Below are 24,141 nucleotides of genomic sequence, written 5' to 3'. Positions count from 1 at the left end.
GACGGAGAATCCCATGCGCTATGTGCTGCGGCAGAAACTCCTCGCCTGGGGGAACGACTTCACCATCCGCGACGAGGACGGCAACGACGTCTACTTCGTGGACGGCAAGGCGATCAGCGTTGGCAACAAGGCGTCGTTCCAGGACATGGCGGGCAACGAGCTGGCCTTCATCAGCCAGAAGTTCCTCTCCCTGGCGCCGACCTATGAACTGTACGCCGGCGGCGCGCTCGTCGCGGTGGTCAAGAAGGAGCTCTTCACCTTCTTCCATCAGGTCTTCACCGTCGACGTGCCGGGCCCCGACGACCTGGTCGCCGAGGGCGACCTGATGAAGCACGAATATCTCTTCCGTCGCGGTGATGCCCCGGTGGCCCACGTCTCGAAGCAGTGGTTCACGCTCGCGGACACCTACGGTGTCGACGTGGGCGCGGCCGAAGATCCCGTGCTGATCTTGTCGTGCGCCGTCGTCATTGACCTCGTCTGCCACGACCATCGGCGGCGATAGCCGCCGAGCCTCGCTCACCCGTTCAGTATCCACCGTCCGACCGCGGTCGTCGCGCCGCTTACGGTGGCCGTGAGCGCCGTGCCCCAGATCAAGTCAACGATCGCGCCCTTGGTCGGGAAGTCCTTGAGCAGCGCCAGCGCGGTGAGATCAAAGGCCGCGTACGCGGCCAGGCCGAACAGCGCGCCGAGTGCGGCCGCGCGGCCAATCGAGTCGCGATCCAGGCCGGGCTTTACGCAGAGCATCACGATGGCCACGACATAGATCACGTAGAACAGGATGGCCGGTCCCCACTGCACGTCGGCGCGCGTCAGGTGGCCCATCTGCTGGGCGTAGAAATTCCTGGCCACGACGCCGAGCCAGGTCAGGTCGAGGGCGAAGAAGACGACAATTGCCGTTGCGTACAGCTTGAGAAACAGGATGAGGGGCACGGGCGTATGCGGGTAGGAGGGTATCAGACAAACCTGACAGGCCCGGCAAACGTTCCCATCGGTGGTGACCGCGCCGTATATTTTCCGTTCCCCCATGACGAACACCGCCCCCCGGCACTACGCCCGCTATGTCGCCATTGGCGACAGCTCCACCGAAGGCCTGGATGATCCGGATGGCCGTGGTGGGTATCGCGGCTGGGCGAATCGGCTGGCGGCACACGTGTCGGCGGCGCAGGGCGGCGACCTGCTCTACGCGAACCTCGCCGTTCGCGGGCGCCTGACCAAGGACGTGCGGCGTGAGCAGCTGCTGCCGGCCCTCGCCATGCACCCGGATCTCGTCACGGTCTTCTCCGGCGTGAACGACCTCGCCCGGCGCCGCTGCGACGTGAAGGCCGTGGCCCGCGAGACGGAGCGCATGCTGGCGGCCTTTGCCGACGCCGGAGCCACGGTGCTGACCATCACGATGCCCGATCTCAGCGAGGTGGCGCCGGTGGCGCGTCTCGTCCGCGACCGGCTGCTGTCGCTCAACGAGCTCGTGCGCGAGATCTGCGCGCGCACCGGGGCCACGTGCGTCGACCTGGCGCGCGAACCCGTGACGAGCGACCTGCGCCTGTGGAGCGCCGACCGGCTGCATGCCAACAGCGAGGGCCATGCCCGCATTGCGTCCGCGCTGGCGCACGCGCTGCGCCTTCCCGGTCATGACGATGCGTGGGCCACCCCGCTGCCGCCGATGGCGCCGGCATCGATCGTGTCGCGCCTGGGCGACGAGCTCCGATGGACCGGCGAACACCTGGTGCCGTGGCTTTGGCGCCACGCGCGTGGTATTTCATCAGGGGATGGCCGCACGGCGAAGCGGCCGACCCTGGAGACGGTGGACGCCGACAACATCTGAATGACGCGGGAGGGGGCCATGGCGCGAGGCGCGGTGCAGGACCCCAACTATGAGTTTCGCGTGCGCGAGAGTTTTGCCCGCCAGCAGTTCATGGCCACGCTGGGCGCCGCCCTCGTGCTCGTCGAGCCGGGTGAAGTGCTCATCGCGCTTCCCTTCAATGCCAAGCTGACCCAGCAGCACGACTTCCTCCATGCCGGGGTGGTCGCGTCCGTCCTCGACAGCGCCTGCGGCTACGCCGCGCTCACCCTGATGGAGCCGGGGGCTGGCGTGATGAGCGCCGAGTTCAAGGTGAACCTCATGGCGCCGGCGGCGGGCAATCGCTTCGTGGCGGTGGGCCGCGTGGTGCGCGCCGGACGCACGCTGACGGTCTGTCAGGGTGAATTGCGCGCCGTGCAGGATGAGGGCGAAGTGATGGTCGCCGTGATGCAGGGAACCATGATGGCGGTGCGCGACCGCGCGGGGATCGCCGACTAGGGGTCGAGGTGCGCGCCACAACCGTCCACGTCGGCGCCTTCCCAGGCGCCGTTCGTGCGAATGCCGCTGCGCGGGTTCACCGCGAGGAGCAGGTCGCTGACCTTGTAATACCGGCCGCCGCGAATCACCACCTCCAGCTTCTGCAGGTCGCTGATGCGTTCCAGTGGCTTTCCCCCGACGACGAGAATGTCGGCCACCTTGCCGGGGGCGATGCTGCCGTACTCCCCCTCGTCCTTCATGACGCGGGCCGCGTCGATGGTGGCGATCTGCAGGATCTTCGCCCGCGGAATGCCGGCCCGTTCATACATCTCGAGTTCGCGGCGATAGGTGACGCCGGCCGAATTGTCGGTGCCCGCCACGAGCGGCACCCCCGCCGCGTACAGACGGCGGATCAACTGCATGTACGCGGAATCGGCCTTCTCCTGGTCGCGTGAACCGCCGGCGCCCACGAGCGCGCCACCGCCGCCGATCCACAGGTTGAACGTGCCGTCAACGACCGTCTTGTGCGCCGCCAGGAACTCGATGAGCGACGTCATGCCCGCGCCGTTCACGTCGAACGACGGCGCCACGGCGGTCGCCACCTGCGAGTAGGCGCGCATCTGCGGCAGGTAGAGCGAGTCCTGGAAGAAGTTGGAGAAGAAGAACGCCGCGTGCTGCACCTCGTCATAGCCGAGTGCGACCGCCGCCTGCATGGAGATGCCGCGCGGGATGTGGCCGCTGAGCCGCATGCCGCGCCGGTGGGCCTCCGCGGCGATCACCGGAATGAGGTCGGGATGCGTGATGTTGTAGAGCTTGATCTGCTTGTAGCCCAGCGAGTCATAGCGTGCCACCCAGGCCCGCGCCTCGGCTTCGGTGCTCACCAGCACCTCGGTCGGTCCCGCCCACTTGAGCGGTCCCTCCATGAAGCCGGCGAGGATGATGCGGGGCGAGGCGAGCTTGCCGGCTCGTTCGCGATCGCGCTGCGAGACGGCGACGTCGAGGTCGGCCGCGAGGTCGCGCGCCGTCGTGAGTCCCTGGGCGAGTTGCATCAGGCTGAAGGCCGACTGGTTGGCGACCTGCAGGTGCGTGTGCATCTCCCACATGCCGGGCATGATGGTCTTGCCCGACGCGTCAATGACCGTGGCGCCATCCGGTACCGGCGTGCTCGCGGCCGGTCCGACGGCAACCACGCGGCCGTCGCGCACGATGACGGTCTGGGCGGGGAGCACGACCCCGCGTTCGCTGTCGAACAGGTCGCCATTCTGGAGCACGAGCGCGCCCTTCACCGGCGTCACGGCCTTCTTCGCCACGGCCTCGCCCTGCGCATTGCGCCACTTCAGTTCAATGGCGCGCAGGGCGGGAAGGAAGCGCTGCATGTCGGGACGCACCGTGATGAACCACTGCACCTCCGTGGCGAGCAACTGGCCCTTGTCGTCGAGCCACGTCCCGGTTGGCGTCGACGAGCCGTTGCGATAGACCATCACGAGCCGGGCACGCTGGCGTCGGGCGCCGTCGCGGAGCGTCGTGTCGGCGAGCAGCTCTGCGCGCGCGGCGCCACCGCCCATCACTGGCGCGGCGTGTCCGGGCCGGGCAATCAGGAAACGAGCGAGCGCGGCCTGCTCCCATGGCGTGCCGCCGCGCGCGCCGACGTACGCCCCCGGCGTGCGCTTGGCGGCCGTGCGTGGCACACCGTTGGTGAGGCCATACCAGACTGAATCGGCGCCCACCTCAAAGCCGTCGGTCGCGGCGCCCGACGTGCCGTCGCCCAACACGGGGCGCTGCTCGCCGCGCACCGCCTCACCCTTGCCGTTGAGCTGGTAGCGCATCTCCACGCGCGTGCCGCGATTGCGGTCAGTGAACACCCAGCGCACGACCGCCGAATCGGCGGTGCGCACGAGCACCAGGTCGCCCGCTTCGCGGCCGTGATTCGAGACGATCCAGCGAGTCGTGTCGGCGGGGACGAGGGCGCCAACGAGAGCGAGCAGCGGGAGCAGCATGGCGAGGGAGGCTAAAGGGCGAAAGCGACGCCTTCAATAATGCGCACCAGCCCGCCGCCGGGCAGGGGGGATCTGGCGCGCCGACGTCCTCGGCCCGAAAATCCCCCAGTCTCAACCTTCGCACCAGAGCCCCTCATGAGCCGCAAGCTGATCAGCACCGAGTCCACGTTCGAGAAGGCCATCGGCTATTCCCGCGCCGTCGTCGACGGCCGCTGGGTCTTCGTCTCCGGCACCACCGGGTTCGACTACAACACGATGACCATCAGCGACGACGTCGTGGTGCAGACCGACCGCTGCTTCCAGAACATCCAGCGCGCGCTGGCCGATGCCAAGTGCCGGCTGACCGACGTGGTGCGCATCACGTACATCGTCCCCGATCGCGACGACTTCCCAAAGACATGGCCGGTGCTGCAGCGCTATCTCGGCGACATCCGCCCCGCGGCGACGATGATCGTCGCCGGACTCTCCGATCCGCGCATGAAGATCGAGATCGAGGTCACCGCGCGACGGCAGCAGCGCGCGAAGAACGGGAAGGAAGAGAAGTAGCGCGCCCGCGTTCGTACGCGGCCCGTACGCGCGGCGTGCCGCGCTGCGCTCAGCGCGGCGATCACGCGCGCACGATCAGGCTGCAGCAGGTCACCGCGCCCTCGGCCTTGGCCAGTTCCGAGACATCCACCGTGTGCACCGTGACGCCCAATGACTCGAGGCGCTCGCGGGTGCGCGGATAGGCGGCGCCGGCCACGACGGCATGGCCCAGGCGCAACACGTTGGCGCCCATAGGCTCCGTCTCGTCGACGGTGACCACGCGATAACCGCTGAAGTCGGCGGGATGCACCCACGCCGGGTTCAGCAGCACGGTCTCATCATCGACGGCGGTCACGGCACTCTTGAGGTGCAGGCAGCCCGAGACCGCCACGGCGCGCACGGTGTAGCCGTGCGGTGCGAGCGCCGCGGCAAGTTGCGCAATGCCGGCGTCGTTGGTGCGCAGCGAACGGCCGGCGAGGACCGTGCGTCCGATGACGAGCACATCGCCGCCATCGAGCGTGGCGGGTGCCCGGAGGCGCACGAGCGGCCGCAACGGCGCGAGCGCCGCGGCGACGGCCGTGACTTCATTGCGGCGCGACTTGGCGCCGGGCCGCGCAACGACGGCCACCTCGTCGAGCACGACCGCGGTATCCTCGACGAAGACCGCGTCGGGATCGTCCGGCGCCGGCGTGATCCGGCGAACGTCGCATCCCAACGATGCGAGCAACCGCTCGTAGCCGCGGTGCTGCGCGTGCGCGACATCCACGCGTATCGGCGTGCGATCCAGGTGCGTGAGCTCGCACGCGACAATCGTTGGCGAAACGTCACGCGTGAATGCGATCCAGGATGCGGAGTTCATCAGCGGATAGAATGCGCGCGCGAACCCGGTGGCGCCACGGATGCCTGCCCAGAGGCGGGCACCGACGCCTTCGACGCGGGTCAGGGAATTACGGGCATTTCTCCTCTGGCGAAGCTGACACACGAATGTGCGCGCGCGAGCGCCAAGGGGTCACGCGAAAGAGCGTCGCATGGCATCTTTCAGGAGGGTCGCACGGGCGACCCGAGCGCGGTGGCCGCTGCGACGACGCGAACCGCGCGACTGACCTGTTGAGGACCGTTCCAATGACCGCTATCGCGACCAAGCCCCCGCGCATCATCACCGAACTCCCCGGCCCGAAGGCGAAGGCCATCATCGCCCGTGACGCCGAAGTCGTATCGCCGTCGTACCCGCGCGGCGTGCCGTTCGTGATGGACCACGGCAAGGGTGCCGACGCCTGGGACGTGGACGGCAACCGCTTCCTCGATTTCTGCGGCGGCATCGCCGTCTGCAACACGGGGCACGCGCATCCGCAGGTGGTGCAGGCCATCAAGGACGCCGCCGACCAGTTCCTGCACATCTCCAGCGACTTCTGGCACGAAAAGTGGGTGCGGCTCGCCGAGCGCATCAACGCGCTCAAGCCGATGGGTGATGAACCCGTGATGAGCTTCATGTGCCAGAGTGGTGCGGAGTCGGTGGAAGGGGCGCTCAAGCTCGCGCGCTATGTCACCGGCCGCACGCGCTTCATCGGGTTCCTCGGCGGCTTCCACGGCCGCACGATGGGCGCGCTCGCGTTCACGGCCAGCAAGTACACGCAGCAGGCGGGCTTCTTCCCCACAATGCCCGGCGTGACGCACGTGCCGTATCCCAACAGCTTCCGTCCGCTCTTCGCGGGCAAGGACCAGGGCAAGGCGGTGCTCGACTACATCGAGCACCAGCTGTTCCAGAACAACGTGCCGCCCAGGGATGTCGCGGCAATCCTCATCGAGCCGATCCAGGGCGAGGGCGGCTACATCGTGCCGCCGGACGGCTTCCTCGCCGGGTTGCGCGCGCTGTGCGACAAGCACGGCATCCTGCTGATCTTCGACGAGGTGCAGGCCGGCATCGGACGCACGGGCAAGATGTTCGCTTCGCAGCACTGGGGCGTCGTCCCCGACATCATGACGCTTGCCAAGGGACTTGGGTCGGGCATTCCGGTGGGCATGGTGGTCGCGAAGAAGTCCATCATGTCGCAGTGGAAGAAGGGGGCGCACGGCAACACCTACGGCGGCAACCCGGTGGCCGCCGCTTCGGCGATGGCGACGCTCGATCTCGTCGAGCACGGCCTGATGCAGAACGCGGCGAAGGTCGGCGCCTACTTCATGGATCGCCTTCGCGAACTGCAGGCGCGGCACGCCTGCATCGGCGACGTGCGCGGCAAGGGGCTGATGATTGGCTGCGAGTTCGTGAACCCGGACGGCAGCGCCGCGGCCAAGCTCTGCGACGACATCATCGTGCGTGCCTACCACCACGGGCTGCTGCTCCTGCCGTGCGGACTGAGCACGGTGCGCTTCATGCCGCCGCTGCTCATCACCACCGACGAGGTGGATGAGGCGATCGAGATGCTCGACGCCGCCATTCACGAGGCGCTCGACGCCTAGCGAAACGCGGAAGGCCCCGGGATCTTCTCCGGGGCCTTCTTCTTTCCCCCAAGCCCCCCGTGCCGTGACCGACACGCCCGCCCCTCACGTTGCGCGACGCAAGTTCGGCTTCTGGCTCGCCACGGCGCTTGTCGTCGGCAACATCATCGGCTCTGCCATCTTCATGCTCCCGGCCGGCCTCGCGCCGTTCGGGTGGAACGCGGTGGCGGCCTGGGGTGTGACTTTCCTTGGCGCGCTCAGCCTGGCGTGGGTGTTTGCCGAGTTGTCGCGCGCCCTTCCGGAAGCCGGCGGCAGTTTCGGCTTCATGCGGCTCGGCGTGGGAGAGGAGGCGGCGTTCATTGGCGCCTGGGGATACGTCGTGTCGATCTGGGCGGCGAACGCGGGCATCACGATCGCCGGCATCAGCTATTTCACGCGGCTCGTCCCTGGACTCGCCGCCACGTCGATGACCGCGCCGATCGCTGCGCTCGGCGCCATCTGGCTGCTGACGTGGGTGAACCTGCGCGGGCTGCGGGCCGCGGGGACGGTGCAGTTGGTGACTTCGGTGATCAAGCTGCTTCCGTTTGTCGCGGTCATCGGGCTGGCAGCTTGGCGGCTGTCGGTGCGCGGCATGTCGCTGCTGCCGCCGGTGCACGCGGACAGCTTCACGTTCGCCGGGGCGACGGGCGCCGTGGGACTCACGCTCTTCGCGATGCTCGGACTCGAGAGTGCGGCCATGCCGGCCGATGCCGTGGAGGATTCGGGCAGGAACGTTCCGCGCGCGACGATGGCCGGCACCGCGCTCAGCGCGGTGGTGAGCCTGGTGGCCACCTGCGCCGTCGCACTCATGCTGCCGGCTGATGTCGTCTCCACATCCGGCGCTCCCGTCTCGGACTTCATCGCCGTCTCGTGGGGAAGCATCGCCGGCGGTTTCGTGGCGCTCTGCGCGGTGGTGAGCTGCTTCGGTTGCCTCAATGGATGGCTGCTGCTGGGCGGCGAGGTGCCGGCCGCCATGGCGCTGGCGGGGACGCTGCCGCCGTGGTTCGGGCGGCTGAATGCGCATGGTGCGCCGACGCGAAGCCTCGTGCTCGGCGCCGGCATCACCTCGCTGCTCACCCTGATGGCCTACACCAAGGTCGGCGTCGCCGCGTACAACTTCGCGATCCTGCTGGCGACCGCGACCAACCTGCTGCTCTATCTCTTCTGCGTGCTGGCCGTCGCGCGCTTCATGCGCGACGGCCGCGTTCGTCGGACCGGCGCGCTGCTGGCCTGCACGCTCTGCGCCCTGGTCTTTGTGTTGTGGGCGTTCTACGGCTCCGGCTGGGAGTCGCTGGCGTGGGGCACCGTGCTGATCGCGGCCGGCTGGCCGGTGTACCGTGTCGCGCGGCGGGCGCGCGCAAAGGCGCCCGCCGCGCCGCAGGAACCGCCTGTCCTCAACGGACCGTGACGCGGAACATCTCGTGACACGCCGTGCACGAACCGGTCACCTGCGAGAGCCGCACCAGCACCGTGTCCTTGAGCGCCTGCGGGGTGCGCGACTGACGCGCGGCGATCGCGAGCGTGTCGAAGGCTGCGTGCGTCCGCTCGGCGAGTTCCTTCCACTCGGCCGGAAGCATCGATTCCAGCGCGGGATCGGCAGCGGCCGCCGTTCCGGCCGGAGCCACGGCGGCAAACAGCGCCGCGGTGTCGCCCTTCACCGCCGCGCCCATGGTGGCGCCCATGGCGCCGAGCATGGAGCGCATTTCGTGCAAGACGGCCTGCTGGCCGTCGGCGGGCAGCGCCACCGCCCGGCGCTTGTCCGCGGCCTCGGCGTCCGCGGCGGGCTTGGACGTAACACCGAAGCAACCAAGCGCGAACAGGAAGAGCGTCGCGGTCATCGCACGTGTACCCGGGAGCATCTGCGGCTTCATTTCCACCTCGACGTTGGCAAGCACTGCCTGCGGCGTCCGGCGTCGAACGCTATTCCTTGATCATCACCAGCAGCATCTTGAAGCGTTCCGTCGCCTTGAGCGCGTGCGGCTGGTTGGCTGGGAGCCGGAGCAATTCACCGGCCGCCACGTGGTGCGGGGCACCCGCAATGGTGACGTCGCACGCGCCCTCGACCAGGACGATCAGGGCGTCGTACGCCGCGGTGTGCTCACTCAAGCCCTCGCCCTCGTCGAAGGCGAAGGCGGTGACGGTCCCCGACTTCTTCTTGACAATGGTCCGGCTGACGACGGCGCCGGGCTGGTAGTCGACGAGCGAGGCGAGCGCCACGGCGTGCTCGAGATCATCGGACTTCTTGGGTTCGCCAGTCATCGTCTGTTCGTTCTCCAGGTGAAGCGCGATCCGCCGCGCTGGTGCTAGCGCCGACGCCCGCCGAGCAGGGAACCCAGCACGCCGCGCACCAGTCCGCGGGAGATCGCCGTACCCGTGCTGCGCGCCGCGCTCTTGGCGACGATGTCGAGCAGGCCGTCGTGGCGACCGCCGCGCGGTCCCGTGCTGCCAAAGAGCAGCGCGCCGACGCCGCCAAGCACCGCGCCCATCGCGCCGGCGCCCGCGGCGGCGCCAAGACCACCAGCCGGAACGGCGCTGTTCGTCGGCGCGCCGATGGTCGGCGCGCTGGCCGCCGACCCGGCCGCGCGCGCCTGCAGCATCTCAAAGGCCGATTCGCGGTCAACTACCTTCTCGTAGACACCGGCCACCACCGAACGCTGGAGCAGCTGCTTGCGCTCGTCGGGCGTGACCGGCCCGATCTGCGAACCCGGCGCGAGCATCCACGCGCGCTCCGTGATGCCGGGCGTGCCCTTGGCGTCGAGCAGCGACACGAGCGCCTCACCGACGGCGAGTTCGAGAATCACCTTCTCGATGTCGAGGGCGGGGTTGGCGCGCATCGTTTCGGCCGTCGCGCGCACCGCCTTCTGGTCGCGCGGCGTGAAGGCGCGCAGCGCGTGCTGCACCCGATTGCCCAACTGGCCCAACACCTTGTCGGGAATGTCGATGGGATTCTGGGTGACGAAGTAGACGCCGACGCCCTTGGAGCGAATCAGGCGCACCACCATCTCGACCTTCTCGAGCAGCGCCGGCGGTGCGTCGGCAAAGAGCAGGTGCGCCTCGTCGAAGAAGAAGACCAGCTTGGGCTTCTCCGCATCGCCGACCTCGGGAAGATTCTCGAACAGCTCGGAGAGCAGCCAGAGCAGGAACGCCGCGTAGAGCCGCGGACTGTTCATCAGCTGGTCGGCGGCGAGGACGTTGACCACCCCCTTGCCGTCCACCGTCTGCATCAGGTCGTCGATGTTGAGCATCGGCTCGCCGAAGAACTTCTCGCCGCCCTGTTCCTCGAGCTGCAGCAGGCCGCGCTGGATGGCGCCGATGCTGGCGGCCGACACGTTGCCGTACTGCGTCTTGACCTGCGCCGCGTTGTCACCGACGAACTGCAGGATCGCCCGCAGGTCGGCGAGGTTGAGCAGGAGCAAGCCGTGATCGTCGGCCACCTTGAACGCGAGGGAGAGCACGCCCTCCTGCGTGTCGTTCAGGTTGAGCAGCCGCGCCAGCAGGAGCGGCCCCATGTCCGAGATCGTCGCGCGGATGGGATGTCCCTGCTCGCCGAGCACGTCCCACAGCGTCACCGGGCAGGCACCCCACGCTGGCGCCGGAAGCGCGAGCTTCTGAAGCCGCTCGCTCAGCTTCTCGCTCGGTTGCCCCGCCTTGGCGATGCCGCTCAGGTCGCCTTTCACATCGGCGAGGAAGACGGGAACGCCAATGGCCGAGAAGCGTTCGGCCAGCACCTGCAGCGTGATGGTCTTGCCGGTGCCCGTCGCTCCGGTGACGCATCCGTGGCGGTTGGCGAGGGCAGGGAGCAGCGCGAGCTCGGCGCTGCCAGACTTGGCGATGACGAGAGGCTCTGGCATATCCCAATAGTGGGTGCGCCCGTCGCGGCGCGCTACGGCTGCTTCGGTGGTTCCGGATGCGCGCCGCGCCGGTCGGCGCTGTCGCGAATGGCGGTGAGCCGCTGCACGACCTCCGGCTGCAACGGGGCGAGGTCCTTGGTCTCGCCCGGGTCCGCCGTCACGTTGAACAGGCGCAGGGTATCGCGCATCCAGACAGCCTTCCATCCGCCGAAGAGCACCGCGCTCTGATTGCGGTCCGGGGAAAACCAGACGAAGGCATCCTTCGTCTTCACGGCGCCCTTGCCGATGAGCGCCGGGAGCAGCGAGCGGCCATCGATGCCCTTTTGCTCCGGCAATCCGGCGGCGGCGGCGATCGTCGCGTGCACGTCGGTGAAGTCGGCACGCACGGCCGAGGTGCTGCCCGGCCTGACCTTCCCCGGCCAGACGGCGATTGCCGGCACCCGAAGGCCGCCCTCGTACAGGTCGCCCTTGTAGCCGCGATAGTTCATCGTGCCGTTGAACCAGCGCCCAATCTGCGTGGTGGTGCCGTCGTCGGCGCCGCGCAACATCGTGGCGCCGTTGTCGGAAAGGAAGATGATCAGCGTGCGCTTGGCGACGCCGAGCGAATCCAGCAGGGCGCGCACGTGCCCAAGGTCGCGGTCAAGCCGCCAGATCTGCGCCGCATAGCTCTTCTTGGCCATCGGCCACGGCTTGTCGGCGTACGGTCCCAGGTCGGTGACTTCGTATCCGCCGTCGTCATATCCGCGCGCGCCCTCATTGTTGATGTGCGGAAGCGTCGTGGCCCAGTAGAGCAGGAACGGTTTCTTCGCATTTGCCCGCATCCAGGCGAATGCCCTGGCCCCGATCAGGTCCGGCGCATACGCCACGCGCGTCGTCGCGCGACCGGTGCCCATTGGCCCCGGCGACGGCACCACGTTCCCCGTGCTCACCGAGTCGCCGTTGCTGATGAGATACTCGGGGAAGTAATTGTGTGCGTGCTTCTGGTCGCGGAACCCGAAGAAGGCGTCGAACCCCTTGGCATTCGGCCAGCTTTCCCGCTCGCTGTCCCAGCTGAGCCCCCACTTGCCGAAAAGTCCCGTCGCGTAGCCCCTGGCCTTCAATCGCTCGGCGAGCGTCAGGTCGCTTGCGCGCAGATAGTCATTGTCGTTGTCGTCGAGCCGGCAGTGGCCGTTGTGGAGCGCCGTCATCAGCGAACAGCGGGCCGGACCGCACACCGCCGCGCTGGATCGCATCTCCGTCAGCTTCATGCCGTCGCGCGCAAGCCGGTCGATGTTGGGCGTCAGCAGTTCCGCCTGCCCCCACGGGCCGATCTCACCGATGCCGAGGTCGTCGGAGAGGAAGATCACCACGTTGGGCGGGGACTCGGCTGGCTTCGCCGGGACGCGGCGAGCCGGCGAACGCCGCGCGCGCTGGGCAAAGGCCGACGAGGCGGGAAGGACCGCCAGCGCGACCGCGATGAACAGCAGGATTGAACGGCGAGTCATACTTCGCTCCAAGCGGCAGCGGTAACCCCGAGTGGCACCCCGGCGCACGCTGGGGGTTCCGAAACGTATCGCCGCGGCCCCAGAGGCGAAAAGCGCGCAACGGGCTTATCGTATGCGCGGGTGCCTGACCCCCCAAGTTCCCGGAGTCGTGATGAGATTGCTGTCCCGGGCCATGCTCCTCGTCGCCGTCATGCTTGCGCCGCCGGCCGTCGTGCCTGCGCAGGGCAGCGCTGTCGGCGACAAGCTGGTTTTCGTCGTGCGCCATGCCGAAAAAGCCAGCGTCACGGATCCGGATCCGTCGTTGAGCGAGGCCGGGGAAGCACGCGCCGCGGCACTGGCGGTGGCCCTGCGCGACGCGCACGTCACGGACGTGCTGGTGACGCCGCGCAAGCGCACCATCGAAACCGCGGCGCCGGTGGTCGAGGCCCGGCAGCTCACCGCGCATGTGGTCCCCTTTGGCGCATCCACCGAGGCGCACGCGATGGCCGTCGCCGACGCGGTGCGGAAAGCCAGGGGAAACGCCGTGCTGGTCGTCGGCCACAGCAACACCGTGGCGCTCATCGTGGCGGCGCTCGGCGGTCCGCGCCTTCCCGAACTGTGCGACGCGCAGTACGCTGGACTGTACATCATCCGCCTCCCGTCGCACGGCGCGGCGTCGCTCATTCGCGCCCAGTACGGCGTTCCCGATCCGCCAGGCGCGGCCAACTGCGCGGCAGGCGCCATGCGCTAGCGCCCTCGGTTCGTCTCAGGCCGCGTTTTCCGCGGCCCCTGCACCCGACTCCAGCACCCCGCCCTCGTGCCCCTGCACTCACTCTTCGAAAACAACCGCCGCTGGGCCGCCCGCATCGCGGCGGAGAATCCCGCGTTCTTCGGCGAGCTGCTCGAGCAGCAGACGCCCGAGTACCTCTGGATCGGCTGCTCCGACAGCCGCGTGCCGGCCAACGAGATCGTCGGCCTGCTCCCCGGCGAACTGTTCGTGCACCGCAACGTGGCCAACGTGGTGGTGCACACCGACCTCAACTGCCTGTCGGTGCTGCAGTACGCGGTGGACGCGCTGAAGGTGAAGCACGTGATCGTCTGCGGGCACTACGGCTGCGGCGGCGTGCGCGCCGCGCTTGAGGACGCCCGCATGGGACTCATCGACAACTGGCTGCGCCACGTGCAGGACGTGCAGCACAAGTACCACCACCTGCTCGCGCACGGTGACGGCGAGACGCGCCTGCGGCGCCTCTGCGAACTCAATGTGGTGGAACAGGTGCGCAATGTCTGCGAGACGACCATCATGCGCGACGCCTGGGAACGCGGACAGCGCGTCACCGTGCACGGCTGGATCTACGGCCTCAGCGACGGTCGCCTGAAGGACCTCGGCCTCGTCGCCCGGTCATGGGCGGAGTGCGAAGCGCAGATCGCCGCCGTGACGCGTGCGTGACGAGCCGGCTTTCGTCGCCGGTGAACTGGGCTTTTTCACCACGGAGGCACGGAGAAGGACCCGAGGGCCACGGAGAACCACCAGGACTCTGGGTAAAGACAGCGCGCCACGCAGAACATCGCGTGGCGCGCGTTGTTACCCCAAGAAGTGGACGTCCTCCGTGGCCCTCAAGCAGTCCTCCGTGCCTCCGTGGTGAAGGAACTCCCCGAAGCGCACCGAACCCCAGGCGCTACCCCCGCCGCACGCGCCAGCGGCGCCGGGCCTCGCCGAAGGAGACGAGCTTGCGCTGCTCCTCGTCATACAGCGCGAGCCGCAGCACCTTCACCGCATCGGGCATCTGGAGCACCGGCGCCAGCTGGAACATGGGGTGCGAGTTGTGCGCCGCCTCGAGCTTGTAGTTCGGCACCTTCGGGGCCAGGTGATGCACGTGGTGCAGGCCGATGTTCCCGGTGAACCACTGCATGATGCGCGGCAGCTTGAGATACGAACTCCCGCGAATCGCCGCGTTGGCATAGTCCCACTCCTCGTGCTCGGCCCAGTACGCGTCCTCGAACTGGTGCTGCGCGAAGAAGAGCCAGATGCCGCCGAGGAGCGACAGATAGTACGCCGGCAGGTACGTCGTGAGCAGCGTCTTCGTGCCGAGGACCATCACGAGGATGGCAATGAGCCCGATCACCGAGATGTTGGTGAGGAGCACGCTCGTGAGCTCGTCGCGGGCCGCGCCCTTGCGCAGCGTTGGGAAGCGCTGGTGCAGGAAGAAGTACACCGGGCCGATGGTCAGCAGGAACGCCGGCATCCGCGACAGGCGGTAGCCCAGCCGCCCCATCCATCCCTTCGAGAAGTACTCCTGCACGGTCAGCGTGTAGATGTCGCCGATGCCCCGGCGGTCCAGGTCGCCGGACGACGCATGATGCAACGCGTGCTCGCGGCGCCACTTGGCGTACGGCATGAACGTCAGGAAGCCCGTGATCACGCCCACGATGTCGTTGGCCCGGCGGCTCGTGAAGAACGAACCGTGGCCGCAATCGTGCATGATGATGAACGTCCGCGTGAGCAGTCCGGCCGTGGGAAGCGACAGCGCCAGCGTCAGCAGGTACGACACCTTGCGCGCCCAGTACAGCGCCACGAGCGCCACCAGCAACAGGGCGACCGTGGTCACCAACTGGAACAGCGAGCGGTTCCGCGAGGCCTGCGCATACGGCGCAACCAGCGCACGCCAATTCTGCGGCACCGCGGAGGTCGCCTGGGCTTCGGACACGGGGACGGTTACGGCCATTCGGTCTTTCTCCTGAGTTTATGCGCAACTAATAAAGTTAGTCGGAACTTGTCGGGGACACCACCGCCACGGCGTGAGCATTCACCTGACATCAATTCGCACGCAAGACAAAGGCCCGGCAGACGTTACGTCCACCGGGCCTTCGTCATGGGGTCAACTATTTCTTCGGCTTCTTCACATTCGCCGCGTTATCGACGAGCGTCGCCTTGGTTTCGGACACCAGCGTCACCTTCACGGCGCCCCCTTCCTCAAGCGCCTTCATCGCGACCTTCGAGGAATCCAGCGAGGCGGACATCGACACCGGACGATCGAGGAACGAGCTGTCCTTCGGCGTGATCTCGATGCCGTACCACTTCCGGAATTCGGCCAGCACCTTCCGCAGCGGCTGGTTGTGCGCGTCGAAGTTGCCGCCAATCCATCCGAACGCGAACTCGGCGCGATTCTCGTCGAGATCCATGAACGTGCCGTTGCTCAGCACCAGCATCGTCGCGCCCGCGGCCAGCGACTTCTCGGTCTTGCCGGCCACCACGGTCACGGTGCCGCTCAGCGTCTTCAGCATGGCCGAGTTGCTGTCTTCCATGAATGAACGCCCAATGAACTCGGCGTCGTTCGCGTGCACCCAGACGTTGCCCACCTTCACCAGCAGCGGCGAGGAAAGCTTGGGCGCCTTGATCGCGGCCACGCCAATGATCTGCATCGCGCGCGCGTCGAGCGGATAGCTCTCCGAGTACTTCACGTAGGTCGAGGAGCCGAGCCGCACGACGACGCTGTCCTCCATCGTCACGGTGCCGCGCTGGCCGTCCTTCGACCGCATGGACTTCGCTTCCTCCTTGTTCAGCAGCGACTGCGCCTTGGTCCCCTCGGCGCCCTTGTTGAGGTACCAGAGGGGGATCCCGGCGGCGAGCGCCAGGACGATCACCATGACGCCGTAGAAGCCGGTGCGCTTCTTGCCAGCGACCTTCTTCATGTGCGCGGCCGCCTCGTGGCGGCTGTGCTCGGCGCGCTGTTTCGCGACATCCGATGGATCCGCATGCGCGGCATGCAGCACGCCGGAGACCTTGGCCCACCACTGGTCGAGCGTCTCGGCGGGCGTCGGCTCATGGGTCTTGGCGTGGTTCCCCGCCATATGATGGGCCGCCGCGCGACGGCGCATCTCGTGCGCCGCCTCCCCGGCCACGGCCTGATGCAGCAGCGACTGCATCTGATCGACCGACTCGAGCTTGGCGCGCCGATCCCAGATGTCGAGGAACGCGCTCGCGGCCACCTTCTGGGCGCCGCCGGGATCGTCCAGCTTTTCGTTCGCCTCCTGCGTGAAGGCTTCGAAGTTCGCGCGGAAAACCTGTTCCAGCGCGGTCTCCTTGCCGGCCTTGAAGTCAGCGAAGAGCTCAGGGCTGATCGGGGCAAGGGAAGCAGGCATTACATCCTCCTGATGGATTTGTGTGGTGCGTGTGCGACCGAATCCACTGCAGGGGGGCAACCGGCGCCACCGGGGCCGGGCACTTCCGTTAGGCGCGCCCGTGACGGCACGCGTCGGGCGGAGTACCTTCATCGCCACCGCACCTGAGGTGAGCGATGCATCCAACGGCGCCACTCCTGCTTCTCGCCGCTGCTGTACTCCCACAATCAAAGTGGCAGGAAATTGGCAAGACGTCTACAGGGAATTCCGTGTATCTTGACGGAAAATCTGTCAGGAAAGCGCCTGACGGCATTGTCACGGCGCGCGTGCGCGTCACCTACGCGCCGCCGCTCGATACCCCCAAGGGCAAGATCACGAGTTCGCGCGTGCTGGCCATGTTCGATTGCGCCAAGGGGCTCGTGGCGACCAGGGAAAGCGTGCTCTACCTGAACGAAGCCAAGGGCGTGGAGTACAGTCGCCGCACCATCGGCAAGCCGGGCTTCGGCCCCGCGCTTTCCAGCACCTTCGCCGACGTCGCGCTCAAGCACCTCTGTCGGAAGTAACCCCATCCCCGTGATTCGCCATGACTACACCTCCGTCCATCCTCGCCGAGGCACATTGGCCCGCCGTGGCCGGCACGCAGTATGAGGTGGCGGTGCTGCCCTGGGGGGCGACGGAACCGCACAACCGGCACCTTCCGTACGCCACCGACAACATGGAAGCCGACGGCATCGCCGCCGTGGCCGCCACCCGCGCGAATGCGCGCGGCGCCCGCGTCATCGTCCTCCCGGCGGTTCCCTTCGGCGTGCAAACGGGCCAGCTCGACCTCCCGCTCGCCATCAACATGAATCCGAGCACGCAGGCGCGCGTGCTGGCCGACGTCATAGCCTCGGTGGAGCGCGCCGGCGTGCGCAAGTTCGTGCTCTTCAACGGGCATGGCGGCAACGATTTCAAGCAGATGATGCGCGAACTGCAGCCCACCACGCCCGTCTTCCTCTGCGCGCTCAACTGGTGGCAGGTCGTCGATGGTCGCGGCTATTTCGACGAGCCGGGCGACCACGCGGGAGAGCTGGAGACGAGCGTGATGCTGCACCTGCGTCCCGACACGGTGCGTCCACTCGCCGAGGCGGGCGATGGCGCGGAGAAGAAGCCGGCCATGACGGGATTTCGTGAGCGCTGGGTGTGGACGCAGCGTCCGTGGACCACCGTCAGCGCGGACACGGGGATTGGCAACCCGCGCGCCGCCACGCCCGACAAGGGGGCGCGGTTCGTGGACGCGGTGGCCGAACGGATTGCGCAGTTCCTGTTGGAGCTGTCGCAGGGTGATCCGGCGGCCATGTACCGATGACCCGCCTGGCCACCCTGCTGCTCGTCGTTGTCGCCTGCAGGGGGCCCTCCACCGACGCCAGGCCGTCGTCCGCGGACAGCGTGCGCGCGTCGGCGACACGCGCGGCCTATGCGCGGGGCACGCTCCTCGTAAGCGCCGACAGCACCATGCGATTCGCCGCCTGCGGCACGACCGTCGAGCGCCCCGTGGCCGACACCCCCGCGTCGCGACTGCGCGAGGCCGTGAACGCCGTGAACGGCTCGCTGCGCGACTCGTTGTTCGTGGAGTTCCTGGCCGACACGCTGGACGAACGCGTGGTGGTGCGCGAGACGCTGTTCGCGACGTCGCTCGCCGAGGGGCCTCACTGTGACCGCCCCCGTGAACCGTTCGAGTGGGTGGCGCACGGCGTCGAGCCGTTCTGGCGCGTGACCTTCGATGGGACGCAACTGGTGCTCGAGCGTCCGGAACCCCCGCGCGAACTCGTCTTCGACGCGCAGCCGGCCGATGTTCGAGGGGCGCTCACGACCGTTGCCGGCACGCGATCCCTCGGAAAGGTGCATTCCCTCAAGGTTGGCCTGCTCCGCGAAAGCTGCCGCGACGGCATGAGCGACGCGTGGTTCCCGTTCCGGGCTGAAGTCCGCGTCGGCGACGTCGCCCTGGCCGGATGCGCCCGGCGTTAGGGCGCAACTTCCGTCGGTGAACCGGCGTAGGTACGAGACAACAGGGAGGAGTCTCCAGTGCGCATTCGATGCCTGCTTGCCGGTGCCGTTCTGCCGCTGTCGCTCGCGGCGCAGGACACCACGACGACCAAGGCCAGCCTGATGGCGGCGGAGCGTTCGGCGATTTCGAACGCAACCACGCTGCGACGGGCGCTGACTCCCGCGGCGACCGTCCTGCTGCCGGATCGGCCGATCCTGCACGGGGCGTCGATGTACGAGGCGCACCTCGCTGATGTCTCACCGGATCGTGGCACCATCTGGACTTCAGTGCACGCGGTGGTGGCACCCGACGGCGGTTTCGGGTGCACGACCGGCGTCGTGCGGCGCCCGTCCGCTGACGCGGCGCATCCGTCCGCCGGCCGGTATGTCACCTGCTGGCGCCGCGCCCGCGGCGGCGACTGGCGCATCGTCGCCCTCTCGGTGCTCTACGCGCCGGCTGCCGTGCGATCGCTCCCCGACACCCTGGCGGCCCCGCCCGGCTCGACGGGAGTGCGCGGCATGCGCCGGGCGCGTGCCGCGCAAGCGATGGCCGACGCCGACCGCGCGTTCGCCCGCTTCAGCGCCGATTCCGGCGGGCCGGCCGGCGCCTTCTCGCGATGGATTGCCGCTGACGGGATGATGATTGGCATTCGCGACGTTCCCGTGCGCGGACCGGCGCAGGTGCGTGAAGCCTTCGCGCCGTTTCCGCCCCACGGACGCTTCGAATGGGGGCCCATCGACTCGCTCGCGCGGGCGTCGCGCGACGGCAGCCTGGGCTTCACGATAGGCGAAGCCCGCAAGGAGCCGACGCCGGGGACGGTGTCGTATTCGAAGTACCTCACCGTCTGGCGGCGCGAGCCCGACGGGACTTACCGCTTCATCTTCGACACGGGATCGGACCGGCCGGCGCCGGTGACGAGATAGCACGACACGCGTCGGGGCCGGCGGTGCGGCCGCACGTCACGAGGCGTGGCTCGCATTAGATTTCGCCGAATGTTGCCCGAGGAACTCCGCGCCGCCGTTGATGCCGATCGTGCCCGTGGTGCCGGCGCGCTCTTCGTCGATGCCGTCGCGCGCTACTTTGCCGAAACGGGATACGGCGAGAGTGCGGTATCGCCCACGGCGGGGCATCCGGAGCGGCGCGCCACGTTCGACGAACCGATGCCCGCGAACGGCCGCCCGCTCGAGGAGGTGGTTGCGCGGCTCGAGCGCGAGTTCCTCGCCGGGGCCAATCGGCTGTCGCACCCGATGTACATGGGGCATCAGGTCGCCGCACCGCTTCCCGCCGCGGTCTGGAGCGAGGCGGTCATTGCCGCGCTGAACAACTCGGTCGCCGTCTCCGAGATGTCGCCCACCGGCACCGTCGTCGAGGAGCGCGTGATTCGCTGGATGTGCGACCTCGCCGGCTTCGGACCGGGGTCGGGCGGCACGCTGACCTCGGGCGGCCTGGAGGCCACGCACACCGCCCTGCTCGCCGCTCGGGCGGCCGTCGCGCCCGAGGCATGGAAGCGCGGCATCAGCGGGCCGGCGCCGGTGATCGTGTGCGGCGAGCACGCGCACTACGCGATTGCCCGCGCCGCCGGCGAGATCGGACTGGGCACGGACAACGTGCGCACGGTGCCGAGCGTCGACTGGAAAATGGACGTCAGCGCGCTGCCGGCGACGCTGGACGCGATCAGGGCCGAAGGCCGGCGCGTGATGGCGGTGGTGGCGACGGCCGGGTATACGGCGACCGGCGGCTTCGACGATCTGGCGGCCGTCGGGGCGATCTGCGACGCGCGCGGCCTCTGGTTCCACGTGGACGGCGCGCACGGCGCCTCGGCGCTCTTTTCGCCGGCGCACCGCGCGCGGCTCGCGGGCATCGACCGGGCCCGCACCGTGGCGTGGGATCCGCACAAGATGATGCTGGTGCCGCTGGCCGCCGGCGCGTTGCTGGCGCGGGACGAGCGCGACCTGACGGCCGCCTTCGACCAGCAGGCCCCATACCTGTTTCACGGGGTGGAGGGGACGCGCAGCCCCGATCAGGGGACGCGGTCGTTCATGTGCTCGCGACGCGTGGACGCGCTCAAGGTCTGGGTGGCGCTGCAGCGCTACGGCGCCGCGGGCGTCGGCGCGCTGTACGACCACCTCTGCGCGCTCGCCACGTCGCTGCACCAGATGATTGGCGACCGCGGCGACTTCGTGGCGCTCCACGCACCCGAGAGCAACATCCTGTGCTTCCGCTGGCTCCCGCCGGACGTGGATGACGAGCCGACCGTGGACTGGCTGAATCTCCGATTGCGCGAGCGCTACAACGCCTCGGGGCGGGGCTGGATCACCACGACCGTGCTCGGCGGCCGCCGCGTGCTGCGCGTGACGCTGATGAACGTCCGCACGCAGGGATCGCATCTCGAGGCGCTGCTGGACGGACTGTCGGCGGAAGGGCGCGCGCTGATCAGCGAGCCGGCCTGATTGCGGCCGGGTCTGGCGCGGCGGGCGGGATGGATATAATCTTAGTACTAAGATGACAACCACCATGACGGCCCCCCCGACCCCGAAGCGCAAGGCGCCCGATGCCGCCACGGCGAGCGCGCTCAAGCTCTTCGTCGTGCTTTCCCGCGCCCAGCGCGCCATCAGCGAGCGCATCGAGGCGAGCCTCGTGACGCACGGCCTCACGCACACGGAGTTCGCCATCCTCGAGGTGCTCTACCACAAGGGGCCGCTCCTGCTTGGCGAGGTGCAGCGCAAGATCCTCGTCTCGAGCGGCGGCATCACCTTCCTGGTGGACCGGCTGGCGGAGCGCGGGCTCGCGGAACGCCGGCTGTGCGCGTCGGACCGGCGGGCGCGGTACGCGGCGCTGACGCGCAAGGGCGAGGCGCTGATGGGCCAGATCTTCCCGCAGCACGCCGACGCGATCCGCGAGGCGATGTCGGGGCTCTCGCGGGCCGAACAGAAGCAGGCGTCGGCCCTGCTCAAGCAGCTCGGGCTGGCCGCGGCCGGGGCGAAGGCGGCCGCCGAGTAGGGCGGGAACCCCGGCGCCGCGCCGGAGGTTGACCGGGGGGCTTGACGCCCCCGTTCCTTGTCGATATTATCTTAGTAGTAAGAGTTTCACAACATAACTAATTGGGTGCCCCGGACGCGCCGGCCCCATAAGACCTCAAGGAGGCAGACCCATGCAGTGGAAACTTGATACGACGCACACACAGGTTGGCTTTTCGGTGAAGCACATGGCCATTTCCACCGTTCGCGGCCGGTTCACGAAGTTCGACGGCGCCGGCGAGACGGATGCCAGCGGCCGGATCGTGAAGGCGAGCTTCACGATCGACGCGGCGAGCATCGACACCAACCAGGAGCAGCGCGACGCGCACCTGCGCTCGGCCGACTTCTTCGACGCCGAGAACCACCCGACGCTGGCGTTCGAGTCGACGGCGATCAAGCAGGACGGCACCGACATCACGATCAGCGGCAACTTCACCATGCGCGGCGTGACCAAGCCGGTGACGCTGAAGGGTGAACTGGCGCCGATCGTGAAGGATCCGTGGGGGATGACCCGCACGGCGCTGTCGCTCGAGGGCAAGCTCAACCGCAAGGAGTGGGGCCTGAACTGGAACCAGGCGCTCGAACTGGGCGGCCTGATGGTGAGCGAAGAGGTGAAGCTGTCCATTGAACTCGAGGCCGTCGGCACGGCCGAGGCGCAGGCAGCGTAGGAATCCGGCGCCCGCCGCATTGCGGCGGCGCGGCCGGCGCGAGGGACATCACGGGCGTTCTGCCCGTGGTGTTCTTCGCGCTTTGAGGCGTGTCCGGGCCCTCCGGGCTACCGCGGCGGGTCGGAACTGGATAGGCTACTGCCGTCCTCACCCCGGAACCCGCCATGCTCCGCATCGTGCGTGCGGCCCTTGCCGCCCTGCTGCTCGTGTCACTTCCCCTCGTCGCGCAGCCGACGGGCGTGGCGTCCGGCCGGAAGGTGCCGCGCCTCGTCATCCGCAACGCCACGATGGTGGATGGAAACGGCACGCCGGCGCGCGGCCCGGTGGATATCGTCATCGAGAATGGCCTCATCGCCGACATCGTGACGCTGGATCCCGTGGCGCTCCGGCGGGGCGAAGGGCGGCGGCCGGCGGGGGACGCGCAGATCGACGCCACCGGAAAGTTCGTCCTGCCGGGGCTGATCAACGCCCACACGCACATGCAGAGCAACCGCTCGGGGCAGTCGATGGGCGGGTTCGAGTACTACCTGCTCCTGCAACTGGCCAACGGCGTCACGACGCTGCGCGAGGTGGGGGCGGAGAACGAGCTGCAGAGCGTCAAGATGCGCGACCAGCAGGCGCGGGGTGAACTCGTGGGCCCGCGCATGCTCATCTACCCGATGTTCGGCAATGCGCGCATCCGCACGGCCGCCGACGCCCGCGCCCGCGTGCAGGAGCTCAAGCGCATCGGGGTGGACGGCATCAAGATCCTCGGCATCGAGCGCGACATCATGCAGGCCATGGAAGACGAGGCGCACAAGGTCGGCCTCCCGGTGGCGCACCACGTGGGCGTCGAGGAGACGAACGCCTGGGACGACATCGCCTTCGGCACGCGCTCCATCGAGCACTGGTACGGCATTCCGGACGCGGCCATCGTGGACGGCCGCCAGCACTTCCCGAGCGACTACAACTACCTGGACGAGACCGACCGCTTCCGCTGGGCCGGGCGGCTGTGGCGCGAGGCCGATCCGGCGCGCCTCGACACGGTGCTTTCGTCCATGGTGAAGGCCAACGTGGCGTGGGTGCCGACGCTCGACATCTATGAGGCCAGCCGGGACCTCCAGCGCGCGCAGACGCAGCCGTGGTTCACCGACTACCTGCATCCGTCGCTCGCCAGCTACTTCAGGCCCGATCCGGCCAATCACGGCTCGTACTTCATCGGATGGAGCAGCACCGACGAGGTGTACTGGAAGGAGAACTACCGCCTCTGGATGGCGGCGCTGCGCAGCTTCGAGCGCAAGGGCGGCACCATCGGCTGCGGCGATGATGCGGGGTTCATCTACCAGATGTACGGCTACGGCCTCATCCGCGAAATGGAACTGCACCAGGAGGCGGGGTTCCATCCGCTCAAGGTCATCCAGCACTGCACGGGGAACAACGCGAAGATCCTGGGCTTGGAGGACAAGATCGGCCGCGTGCGCGCCGGGTGGGCGGCCGACCTGCTCATCGTGGACGGCAATCCGCTCGAGGACCTGAAGACGCTGTATCCCACCAACCAGGTGCAGCTGCGCGACGGGAAGGAAGTGCGCGCCGGGCTCGAGTGGACGATCGCCGGCGGCGTGCCGTACCACGTGCCGACGCTTACCGCGCGGATCAAGCAGATTGTGGACTCGGCGAAGGCAGGCGCGAAGTAGGGATTCTCACCGTCCGGCTGCACGAGGCGGGGGCGGGGCGCGATGTTGC

General features: G+C 68.4%; 25 protein-coding genes. 16 read left to right on the top strand and 9 right to left on the bottom strand.

Annotation, left to right across the window (positions count from 1 at the left end):
* Positions 1-13: 13 nt before the first annotated feature.
* Positions 14-502, top strand: a complete 489-nt coding sequence (locus VGJ96_09850) for an LURP-one-related family protein (GenBank protein HEY3287404.1) — start codon at positions 14-16, stop codon at positions 500-502.
* A 14-nt stretch (positions 503-516) separates the two neighbouring features.
* Here the strand turns inward: VGJ96_09850 and VGJ96_09845 are convergent, their stop codons facing one another.
* On the bottom strand, positions 517-930 hold the full coding sequence (locus VGJ96_09845; GenBank protein HEY3287403.1) for a DUF2177 family protein: 414 nt from the start codon (positions 928-930) through the stop codon (positions 517-519).
* A 94-nt stretch (positions 931-1,024) separates the two neighbouring features.
* Here VGJ96_09845 and VGJ96_09840 point away from each other — a divergent pair, with 94 nt between their 5' ends.
* Together VGJ96_09840 and VGJ96_09835 are read left to right on the top strand one after the other, a co-directional pair.
* Complete coding sequence (locus VGJ96_09840; GenBank protein ID HEY3287402.1) at positions 1,025-1,822, top strand: SGNH/GDSL hydrolase family protein; 798 nt, start codon at positions 1,025-1,027, stop codon at positions 1,820-1,822.
* An 18-nt stretch (positions 1,823-1,840) separates the two neighbouring features.
* Positions 1,841-2,296, top strand: coding sequence for a PaaI family thioesterase (locus VGJ96_09835; GenBank protein HEY3287401.1), 456 nt, complete (start codon positions 1,841-1,843; stop codon positions 2,294-2,296).
* Here VGJ96_09835 and VGJ96_09830 read toward each other — a convergent pair.
* Positions 2,293-4,272: an amidohydrolase family protein gene (locus VGJ96_09830; protein ID HEY3287400.1), complete on the bottom strand. Its 1,980-nt coding sequence runs from the start codon at positions 4,270-4,272 to the stop codon at positions 2,293-2,295. The genes VGJ96_09835 and VGJ96_09830 overlap by 4 nt on opposite strands.
* Positions 4,273-4,407: 135 nt before the next feature.
* Between VGJ96_09830 and VGJ96_09825 the strand changes: the two genes are divergently transcribed.
* Positions 4,408-4,818 carry a RidA family protein gene (locus VGJ96_09825; GenBank protein ID HEY3287399.1) on the top strand — a complete coding sequence of 137 codons (411 nt, stop codon included), beginning with the start codon at positions 4,408-4,410 and terminating at the stop codon, positions 4,816-4,818.
* A 61-nt stretch (positions 4,819-4,879) separates the two neighbouring features.
* Here VGJ96_09825 and VGJ96_09820 read toward each other — a convergent pair whose 3' ends face one another.
* Positions 4,880-5,656 carry an arginine deiminase family protein gene (locus tag VGJ96_09820; GenBank protein ID HEY3287398.1) on the bottom strand — a complete coding sequence of 259 codons (777 nt, stop codon included), beginning with the start codon at positions 5,654-5,656 and terminating at the stop codon, positions 4,880-4,882.
* A 263-nt stretch (positions 5,657-5,919) separates the two neighbouring features.
* Here VGJ96_09820 and VGJ96_09815 point away from each other — a divergent pair, with 263 nt between their 5' ends.
* Complete coding sequence (locus tag VGJ96_09815; protein ID HEY3287397.1) at positions 5,920-7,254, top strand: acetyl ornithine aminotransferase family protein; 1,335 nt, start codon at positions 5,920-5,922, stop codon at positions 7,252-7,254.
* A gap of 64 nt (positions 7,255-7,318) precedes the next feature.
* The gene (locus tag VGJ96_09810) at positions 7,319-8,680 is read left to right on the top strand and encodes an amino acid permease (protein ID HEY3287396.1); all 1,362 of its coding nucleotides are present in this window, start codon (positions 7,319-7,321) and stop codon (positions 8,678-8,680) included.
* Here the strand turns inward: VGJ96_09810 and VGJ96_09805 are convergent.
* Genes VGJ96_09805 through VGJ96_09790 form a run of 4 tightly spaced genes read right to left on the bottom strand, consistent with a single transcriptional unit; the run spans position 8,667 to position 12,607 of the window.
* Positions 8,667-9,167: a hypothetical protein gene (locus VGJ96_09805; protein ID HEY3287395.1), complete on the bottom strand. Its 501-nt coding sequence runs from the start codon at positions 9,165-9,167 to the stop codon at positions 8,667-8,669. The two genes, VGJ96_09810 and VGJ96_09805, sit on opposite strands and share 14 nt — an antisense overlap.
* A 25-nt stretch (positions 9,168-9,192) precedes the next feature.
* Positions 9,193-9,531 (bottom strand): cupin domain-containing protein, encoded by a 339-nt coding sequence (locus tag VGJ96_09800; GenBank protein ID HEY3287394.1) that lies wholly within the window; start codon positions 9,529-9,531, stop codon positions 9,193-9,195.
* A gap of 44 nt (positions 9,532-9,575) precedes the next feature.
* A complete protein-coding gene (locus VGJ96_09795; protein HEY3287393.1) occupies positions 9,576-11,123 on the bottom strand; it encodes a helicase HerA-like domain-containing protein in 1,548 nt (515 codons plus the stop codon).
* A gap of 32 nt (positions 11,124-11,155) precedes the next feature.
* Complete coding sequence (locus VGJ96_09790; GenBank protein HEY3287392.1) at positions 11,156-12,607, bottom strand: sulfatase-like hydrolase/transferase; 1,452 nt, start codon at positions 12,605-12,607, stop codon at positions 11,156-11,158.
* A gap of 151 nt (positions 12,608-12,758) precedes the next feature.
* On the opposite strand from VGJ96_09790, the gene VGJ96_09785 reads away from it, so the two are divergent.
* Both VGJ96_09785 and can read left to right on the top strand, forming a co-directional pair.
* Positions 12,759-13,337, top strand: coding sequence for a histidine phosphatase family protein (locus tag VGJ96_09785; protein HEY3287391.1), 579 nt, complete (start codon positions 12,759-12,761; stop codon positions 13,335-13,337).
* Positions 13,338-13,403: 66 nt separating this feature from the next.
* The gene (gene can, locus VGJ96_09780) at positions 13,404-14,036 is read left to right on the top strand and encodes a carbonate dehydratase (protein HEY3287390.1); all 633 of its coding nucleotides are present in this window, start codon (positions 13,404-13,406) and stop codon (positions 14,034-14,036) included.
* A gap of 229 nt (positions 14,037-14,265) precedes the next feature.
* Here the strand turns inward: can and VGJ96_09775 are convergent, their stop codons facing one another.
* Together VGJ96_09775 and VGJ96_09770 are read right to left on the bottom strand one after the other, a co-directional pair.
* Entirely contained in the window at positions 14,266-15,312 is a 1,047-nt protein-coding gene (locus tag VGJ96_09775; GenBank protein HEY3287389.1) for a fatty acid desaturase, read from the bottom strand.
* A 157-nt stretch (positions 15,313-15,469) separates the two neighbouring features.
* Positions 15,470-16,729, bottom strand: a complete 1,260-nt coding sequence (locus VGJ96_09770) for a hypothetical protein (GenBank protein HEY3287388.1) — start codon at positions 16,727-16,729, stop codon at positions 15,470-15,472.
* A 155-nt stretch (positions 16,730-16,884) separates the two neighbouring features.
* Here VGJ96_09770 and VGJ96_09765 point away from each other — a divergent pair, with 155 nt between their 5' ends.
* The 8 genes from VGJ96_09765 (at position 16,885) to VGJ96_09730 (ending at position 24,092) form a co-directional block, all read left to right on the top strand.
* Complete coding sequence (locus VGJ96_09765) at positions 16,885-17,271, top strand: surface-adhesin E family protein (protein HEY3287387.1); 387 nt, start codon at positions 16,885-16,887, stop codon at positions 17,269-17,271.
* A 20-nt stretch (positions 17,272-17,291) separates the two neighbouring features.
* Positions 17,292-18,056 (top strand): creatininase family protein, encoded by a 765-nt coding sequence (locus VGJ96_09760; GenBank protein ID HEY3287386.1) that lies wholly within the window; start codon positions 17,292-17,294, stop codon positions 18,054-18,056.
* Positions 18,053-18,715, top strand: coding sequence for a hypothetical protein (locus VGJ96_09755; GenBank protein ID HEY3287385.1), 663 nt, complete (start codon positions 18,053-18,055; stop codon positions 18,713-18,715). The genes VGJ96_09760 and VGJ96_09755 overlap by 4 nt, the downstream gene beginning before the upstream one ends.
* 57 nt (positions 18,716-18,772) lie before the next feature.
* Positions 18,773-19,657, top strand: coding sequence for a nuclear transport factor 2 family protein (locus VGJ96_09750; GenBank protein HEY3287384.1), 885 nt, complete (start codon positions 18,773-18,775; stop codon positions 19,655-19,657).
* 69 nt (positions 19,658-19,726) lie between these two features.
* Positions 19,727-21,184 (top strand): pyridoxal-dependent decarboxylase, encoded by a 1,458-nt coding sequence (locus tag VGJ96_09745; protein ID HEY3287383.1) that lies wholly within the window; start codon positions 19,727-19,729, stop codon positions 21,182-21,184.
* A 64-nt stretch (positions 21,185-21,248) separates the two neighbouring features.
* Positions 21,249-21,734: a MarR family transcriptional regulator gene (locus VGJ96_09740; GenBank protein HEY3287382.1), complete on the top strand. Its 486-nt coding sequence runs from the start codon at positions 21,249-21,251 to the stop codon at positions 21,732-21,734.
* Between the two features lie 151 nt (positions 21,735-21,885).
* Positions 21,886-22,419, top strand: a complete 534-nt coding sequence (locus VGJ96_09735; GenBank protein ID HEY3287381.1) for a YceI family protein — start codon at positions 21,886-21,888, stop codon at positions 22,417-22,419.
* Between the two features lie 164 nt (positions 22,420-22,583).
* Positions 22,584-24,092: an amidohydrolase family protein gene (locus VGJ96_09730; GenBank protein HEY3287380.1), complete on the top strand. Its 1,509-nt coding sequence runs from the start codon at positions 22,584-22,586 to the stop codon at positions 24,090-24,092.
* Positions 24,093-24,141 lie beyond the last annotated feature (49 nt).

The organism is Gemmatimonadaceae bacterium (assembly GCA_036504815.1).
Lineage (GTDB): Bacteria > Gemmatimonadota > Gemmatimonadetes > Gemmatimonadales > Gemmatimonadaceae > PNKL01.
This window is presented reverse-complemented; position numbering and strand designations above follow the sequence as displayed.

Excerpts from the sequence above, each read along its gene's own strand:
- VGJ96_09850 (HEY3287404.1), top strand. The coding sequence starts at position 14 with ATGCGCTATGTGCTGCGGCAGAAACTCCTCGCCTGGGGGAACGACTTC.
- VGJ96_09840 (HEY3287402.1), top strand. The coding sequence starts at position 1,025 with ATGACGAACACCGCCCCCCGGCACTACGCCCGCTATGTCGCCATTGGC.
- VGJ96_09835 (HEY3287401.1), top strand. The coding sequence starts at position 1,841 with ATGGCGCGAGGCGCGGTGCAGGACCCCAACTATGAGTTTCGCGTGCGC.
- VGJ96_09830 (HEY3287400.1), bottom strand. The coding sequence starts at position 4,272 with ATGCTGCTCCCGCTGCTCGCTCTCGTTGGCGCCCTCGTCCCCGCCGAC.
- VGJ96_09825 (HEY3287399.1), top strand. The coding sequence starts at position 4,408 with ATGAGCCGCAAGCTGATCAGCACCGAGTCCACGTTCGAGAAGGCCATC.
- VGJ96_09820 (HEY3287398.1), bottom strand. The coding sequence starts at position 5,656 with ATGAACTCCGCATCCTGGATCGCATTCACGCGTGACGTTTCGCCAACG.
- VGJ96_09815 (HEY3287397.1), top strand. The coding sequence starts at position 5,920 with ATGACCGCTATCGCGACCAAGCCCCCGCGCATCATCACCGAACTCCCC.
- VGJ96_09800 (HEY3287394.1), bottom strand. The coding sequence starts at position 9,531 with ATGACTGGCGAACCCAAGAAGTCCGATGATCTCGAGCACGCCGTGGCG.
- VGJ96_09795 (HEY3287393.1), bottom strand. The coding sequence starts at position 11,123 with ATGCCAGAGCCTCTCGTCATCGCCAAGTCTGGCAGCGCCGAGCTCGCG.
- VGJ96_09790 (HEY3287392.1), bottom strand. The coding sequence starts at position 12,607 with ATGACTCGCCGTTCAATCCTGCTGTTCATCGCGGTCGCGCTGGCGGTC.
- VGJ96_09785 (HEY3287391.1), top strand. The coding sequence starts at position 12,759 with ATGAGATTGCTGTCCCGGGCCATGCTCCTCGTCGCCGTCATGCTTGCG.
- VGJ96_09775 (HEY3287389.1), bottom strand. The coding sequence starts at position 15,312 with ATGGCCGTAACCGTCCCCGTGTCCGAAGCCCAGGCGACCTCCGCGGTG.
- VGJ96_09770 (HEY3287388.1), bottom strand. The coding sequence starts at position 16,729 with ATGCCTGCTTCCCTTGCCCCGATCAGCCCTGAGCTCTTCGCTGACTTC.
- VGJ96_09765 (HEY3287387.1), top strand. The coding sequence starts at position 16,885 with ATGCATCCAACGGCGCCACTCCTGCTTCTCGCCGCTGCTGTACTCCCA.
- VGJ96_09760 (HEY3287386.1), top strand. The coding sequence starts at position 17,292 with ATGACTACACCTCCGTCCATCCTCGCCGAGGCACATTGGCCCGCCGTG.
- VGJ96_09755 (HEY3287385.1), top strand. The coding sequence starts at position 18,053 with ATGACCCGCCTGGCCACCCTGCTGCTCGTCGTTGTCGCCTGCAGGGGG.
- VGJ96_09745 (HEY3287383.1), top strand. The coding sequence starts at position 19,727 with ATGTTGCCCGAGGAACTCCGCGCCGCCGTTGATGCCGATCGTGCCCGT.
- VGJ96_09740 (HEY3287382.1), top strand. The coding sequence starts at position 21,249 with ATGACGGCCCCCCCGACCCCGAAGCGCAAGGCGCCCGATGCCGCCACG.
- VGJ96_09735 (HEY3287381.1), top strand. The coding sequence starts at position 21,886 with ATGCAGTGGAAACTTGATACGACGCACACACAGGTTGGCTTTTCGGTG.
- VGJ96_09730 (HEY3287380.1), top strand. The coding sequence starts at position 22,584 with ATGCTCCGCATCGTGCGTGCGGCCCTTGCCGCCCTGCTGCTCGTGTCA.